Origin of the sequence: Microcystis sp. M165S2 (assembly GCF_020245885.1) — a bacterium.
GTDB lineage: Bacteria > Cyanobacteriota > Cyanobacteriia > Cyanobacteriales > Microcystaceae > Microcystis.
Map to the genome: position 1 here is coordinate 1 of NZ_JADBTZ010000255.1, position 4,771 is coordinate 4,771.

Annotated in this window: 5 protein-coding genes and 1 pseudogene; 2 read left to right on the plus strand and 4 right to left on the minus strand. The window is 45.0% G+C overall.

What is annotated here, in order from left to right; all coding sequences use genetic code 11:
* The coding region (locus IM479_RS12850; RefSeq protein WP_287685405.1) for a hypothetical protein at window positions 1-197 on the plus strand (197 nt) is incomplete at its 5' end.
* A gap of 299 nt (window positions 198-496) precedes the next feature.
* Window positions 497-1,177 carry a PEP-CTERM sorting domain-containing protein gene (locus IM479_RS12855; protein WP_287685407.1) on the plus strand — a complete coding sequence of 227 codons (681 nt, stop codon included), beginning with the start codon at window positions 497-499 and terminating at the stop codon, window positions 1,175-1,177.
* Window positions 1,178-1,321: 144 nt separating this feature from the next.
* Here the strand turns inward: IM479_RS12855 and IM479_RS12860 are convergent, their stop codons facing one another.
* The 4 genes and pseudogenes from IM479_RS12860 to mazE form a co-directional block, all read right to left on the minus strand.
* Window positions 1,322-1,639, minus strand: a complete 318-nt coding sequence (locus IM479_RS12860) for a DUF3067 family protein (protein ID WP_002756874.1) — start codon at window positions 1,637-1,639, stop codon at window positions 1,322-1,324.
* Window positions 1,640-1,819: 180 nt separating this feature from the next.
* The gene (gene glmS, locus IM479_RS12865) at window positions 1,820-3,721 is read right to left on the minus strand and encodes a glutamine--fructose-6-phosphate transaminase (isomerizing) (RefSeq protein ID WP_287685408.1); all 1,902 of its coding nucleotides are present in this window, start codon (window positions 3,719-3,721) and stop codon (window positions 1,820-1,822) included.
* Between the two features lie 282 nt (window positions 3,722-4,003).
* Window positions 4,004-4,378 (minus strand): annotated as a pseudogene (locus IM479_RS22685) (type II toxin-antitoxin system PemK/MazF family toxin).
* Window positions 4,371-4,771 (minus strand): type II toxin-antitoxin system MazE family antitoxin (gene mazE / locus IM479_RS23065; RefSeq protein ID WP_502845725.1); only part of this gene is annotated, 401 nt, incomplete at its 5' end. The gene mazE and the pseudogene IM479_RS22685, both read right to left, overlap by 8 nt.

The following is a 4,771-nucleotide window of genomic DNA, read 5'->3' on the forward strand; positions in this document are numbered from 1 at the left end:
CTTTCGACCCGTCCGTTTTCAGTGTCCGAATGCCGGACGGCCACTTTGAACAAGTCGAAAAAATCTCATGTTCCACCTTATTTCCTAGAAAGTTTTACTCGTTCAAGGCCGAATTTGAAGTCTTTTCTGAACGAAACCCCTTACTATCTGTGGTCAAGGTTCAGTTTTTAGCTTGGTTATCGCTTTTTCCATTGTAGCTTAAAGCCGTCCTCAAAGGACGGGGTTTTAACCCAAATTTTCGATAATCGAGTGAGACAAGGGAGACAAGGAGGGAAAGTGGACAAGGAAGAAGAAAGCAGCACAATCCAAACCTATGAGGATTTAATCATTTTCTATGATAAAAGTTGCATTTATCGGTTTTTAGCAAATCTTTAGGAGGTTTTGTTTGACTTTTCATCCCATGGACTTGACATTCCATCTGGCAGAGGTTATAACTATACTAGAGTACGGAGGTCTCCGCATTACTACCCTAACAAAAAGTAACAAACCACTTAAAATGATCACCAACATCTCTAGACAACTAACCACTGGCGCTCTTGCTATCGCTGGCAGCGTTGCCGCTTTCGGCTTCGGCGGTGCTGCCCAAGCAGCGACGGTGCTCGCCGGTACTTTATCCATCACTGGGGGTGCACAAATCGACCAGTGGGGAACTATTAACCCAATGCTTAAGCCCTTAAACGTCACCGCAGTAAACAGTGCTACGGGTCAATTTACCGGTGTGACAATTGCTGACATTACTTCTATTCCTGCCACTTTTCCATTAACTGGCACTGGTAGTGGTACGATGTCCATGTTTACTGCTCCCTCTTCTCTATCTAATTTTATTAGCGTAGCTGTGAACACTGCCTATCCCGTCGGTCCAGGAGCTGGCACTGTGATCGGTAATATCACTAGCAGCACGGCTTACGGTACCTTTGTATCTGGTGGTGGTGGTAGTACGACAAGTTACGGTGTAATGGGCAATATGCTTTTTGATGAGCCTAATGGTTATCCCGATCTTATCGGAACTTACAACATCACCTTCACCAGAAGCGTTGATAGTGTTGGTCAGGTTTCCGAAAGCTATGCTTTATCTCTCCAAAAATCCGGTTTTGCTGTTAACGTTCCCGAACCCTCTGCTATCCTGGGTATCTTAGCCGTTGCCGGTGCTGGTGCTTTCGCTCGTCGCAAGAGCTAGTCACTGTCATTAGATTAAAGGCAAGCGTTAAGGTTAAACTTAACGCCTTTTTTTTGTGTCTAGAGAAGGGGATGGGGGACTGGGGACGCAATTTAAATGCAGTATACTGTTCAGTTAACAATCCCACTGGTCACTGATAATTGATCACTGATCACTGATCAGCCATTCCGATGCTCTTTCACCTAAATCTAAGGCCAGACTAACCGCTTTACCGAGACGGGGACGCTCGCGGGTTTCGCGGATAAAAGCTTGAAATTGACTAAAACCACCCCATTCGTGGAGATAATTGGCGATCGCATTGAGATGTTCCAGATATTCAGACTCGGAGAGGGGAAAAGAAGCTTGTTCGAGATATTTCCACATTACCTGGACATGAACCTTATCTTTGATGCGTCGCAGCTGGATATCGTAGGAACGACCCCATTTTTCTAGTAATAATTGCTGTAAGTCCACACCCGTCATGGTTGCTATCGCTTCTCAGATGTCAGTCGGCCTCTTGATTTTATCACAGATGTCGGGGTAAAGACCCTCGGTTTTACCGAAGGGATGACACTCTCGCCATCAACCGCTTCGCGGTGTAAAGGGAGTCCTCTTGCTCCAATTTAGATAGACCTGTGAACCACACTTTCAACCGAAGGAACTTTACTCCACCGTGACACTTTTGGCTAAATTGCGCGGCTGATCCACATCTAAACCGCGACGGGCTGCGATATGATAGGAGAGCAATTGTAGGGGAATTACTGTGAGAATTGGCGATAATAATTCTTCAATTTCCGGCACATACAACAAATCATTAAAGACTTTTGGCGCTTCCCTATCGCTGTCGGCAACTACTCCCAATAATCGCGCATCCCTTGCTTTTGCTTCCTGTGCATTGGAGAGAACCTTATCATAAACTATCCCCGGCATCGCAATCGCTACTACGGGAACCTTTGCATCTAAAAGCGCGATTGGTCCGTGTTTCATTTCTCCGGCTGGATAGCCTTCCGCATGAATATAACTGATTTCTTTGAGTTTTAAGGCTCCTTCTAAGGCAATGGGGAAATTAATCCCCCGTCCCAAGAAAATAAAGTCTTGGGTGTCATTAAATTCATGGGCCAATTCTTCGATCGCTTTTTCCTGTGTTTCTAAGACAGTTTCGATCAATCTTGGCAGCGATCTCATTTGATTAATAATTTGCTCGATTCTCTCTAAAGACAAAGTTTGACGACGATAGGATAAATCCAAAGCTAAGAGATAAAAACCCAATAATTGTGCCGTAAAACTCTTAGTTGCCGCCACCCCGATCTCGATCCCCGCTTGGGTATTAATAATCTGATCGACCATTTGTGCTAGGGTACTTTCGGGGCGATTAGTAATACCGATAATCCGGGCTTGATATTTTTTTTCTAATCCTAAACGACGCTGTTTTTCCGTTTCCAAAGCCGCTAAAGTGTCGGCTGTTTCCCCCGATTGCGTCACCCCGATAGTTAAAGTATTGGGCATCAGGGGCGTGGGTGCATAGCGAAATTCCGAGGCGTACTGTACCCTTGTTGGAATACCCGCCAACTGCTCGAGCAAGTATTTACCGACTAAACTAGCGTGCCAACTGGTTCCACAGGCTAAAATCTGAATATGTTCTAAATTATCGTAAATTTCTTCAGAAAAATTAATATTTATCGGGTTGACATTATCCTCATTTTGTGCTGTCCAATGGGGATGCAGATAAGTCCCTAAACAGTCGCGCACCACTCCGGGTTGTTCGTAGATTTCCTTGAGCATGAAGTGACGATAACCCTGTTTTTCTACGGTCGTCGGACTCCAATCGAGGACTCTGGGGCTTTTACGGACTCTTTTGCCCTCAAAATTATAAATTTCTACTCCCAAGGGTGTTAACCGAGCGATTTCGCCATTATCCAGGGACAGCACTGCCCGGGTATGGGGAACCAAAGCACTGACATCGGAGGCACAGAAAAACTCCCCTTGACCGAAACCGATGATTAAAGGGGCGTGTTGCCGCACGACAATCAATTCATCGGGATAATCGGGACTAATCACCGCTAGGGCAAAAGCACCCTCTAAACGTTCAATTGCCCTTAAAACTGCCTTGAGGAAAGGACTCACCCCCAAGTATTCTTCATCGGTAGGTTTGGGTAGATAACTGGCGATTAGATGGGGAATAACTTCTGTGTCGGTTTCCGAGTCAAATATACAGCCTTTCTCCTTTAATTCTGTTCTTAATACCTGAAAATTTTCGACAATGCCATTCTGTACCACTGCCACCCGTTGACTATTATCGGTGTGGGGATGGGCATTACTTTCTACGGGTTTGCCGTGGGTTGCCCAACGGGTGTGACCGATGCCAATTTGGGAGGGATTAACTTCCTGTTCTAATTTTTCCCGCAGATTGTAGAGTTTTCCCTGGGCGCGGACTCGATGTAATTCACCTTCGAGAATTGTGGCAATTCCTGCCGAATCATAACCCCGATATTCTAAACGTTCCAAACCAGCTAGGAGAATATCGATCGCTGTTTGGGTTCCGATATAGCCAACAATTCCGCACATTCTTTCGCTGACCCCATTTAGGCTAAGTCCGATCTATTCTATCGCAAGCGTGACACTTGTTTGCTTAGAGGCTAAAGACGCACTGACAAGGGCAAAGTTTCCTCTAATGGGACTCATCCTGCGCTCATTTTTGGGAGCAAGATGGGGTCGCACTTTCCTTGGCGTGACCCTGTTGCAACTTTTGCCCCTCTATTTTAACCTAAACATTGGCAATCTTCGCTAACATTCCTCAACTGGGCCCACAAGAGCGGCGTACTGCTACGCAGTGCCTTCGGCATCGCGCTATGAAGACTTAAAAGCTAAACTGAAACCGAGTTCAATACAGACTGCTTTCTCTATTTCTTCCCAATAAACGTCTTCTAAAACACCCTGTTGATTCTTAATTCTCTGAGAATCTACAGCCCTCATTTGACTTCAGTTGATGTGTCGATCTCCGTCTAGTCCATTCTGCACTGTCGGTGTAATATTCACAACAAAAGGATAAGTCTTTTTCCCAAGCAACAATGGAGCAACTATTGTCGTTGTTCCATTTTGATTGCCCATATCGTTTTGTAAAATCAGGCAAGGGCTTTCTTTATCGGTTTCATGACCAACAACGGGTTTCAGATCGACCCACCATATCTCTCCTCGCTTATAGGTTAGTCTTCCATTAGGCATTTAGACCATCGCCCACTGCAATATCCCAGACAGAAATTTCTTCTTGGCTCTCTGGATCATTTGCCTGATCTTTATAAGCATCTTCTAGCTCTTTCATAAAAATCCTTCTCTTCTCTTGCCAGAGAACATCATTGATAAAGCGGCTACGATTGCTTGCTAGTCGATCTACAAAGTCCAAAACTTCGTCGTCTAAGGTTATGCTGACTTTCTTACTCATTGCCATAAACTGCCTAGTACAGCCCGGTAGGATTAGATCATCGAAAATTTTGGGTCTGAAACCCCGTCGTTCTACGACGGCTTTACCGTTAAATACTAGCGCATTTACCAAATATATGCTAAAATGTGAGACATGGAAAAAGCCTACTCGTTTCGATTTTACCCCACACCAGAACA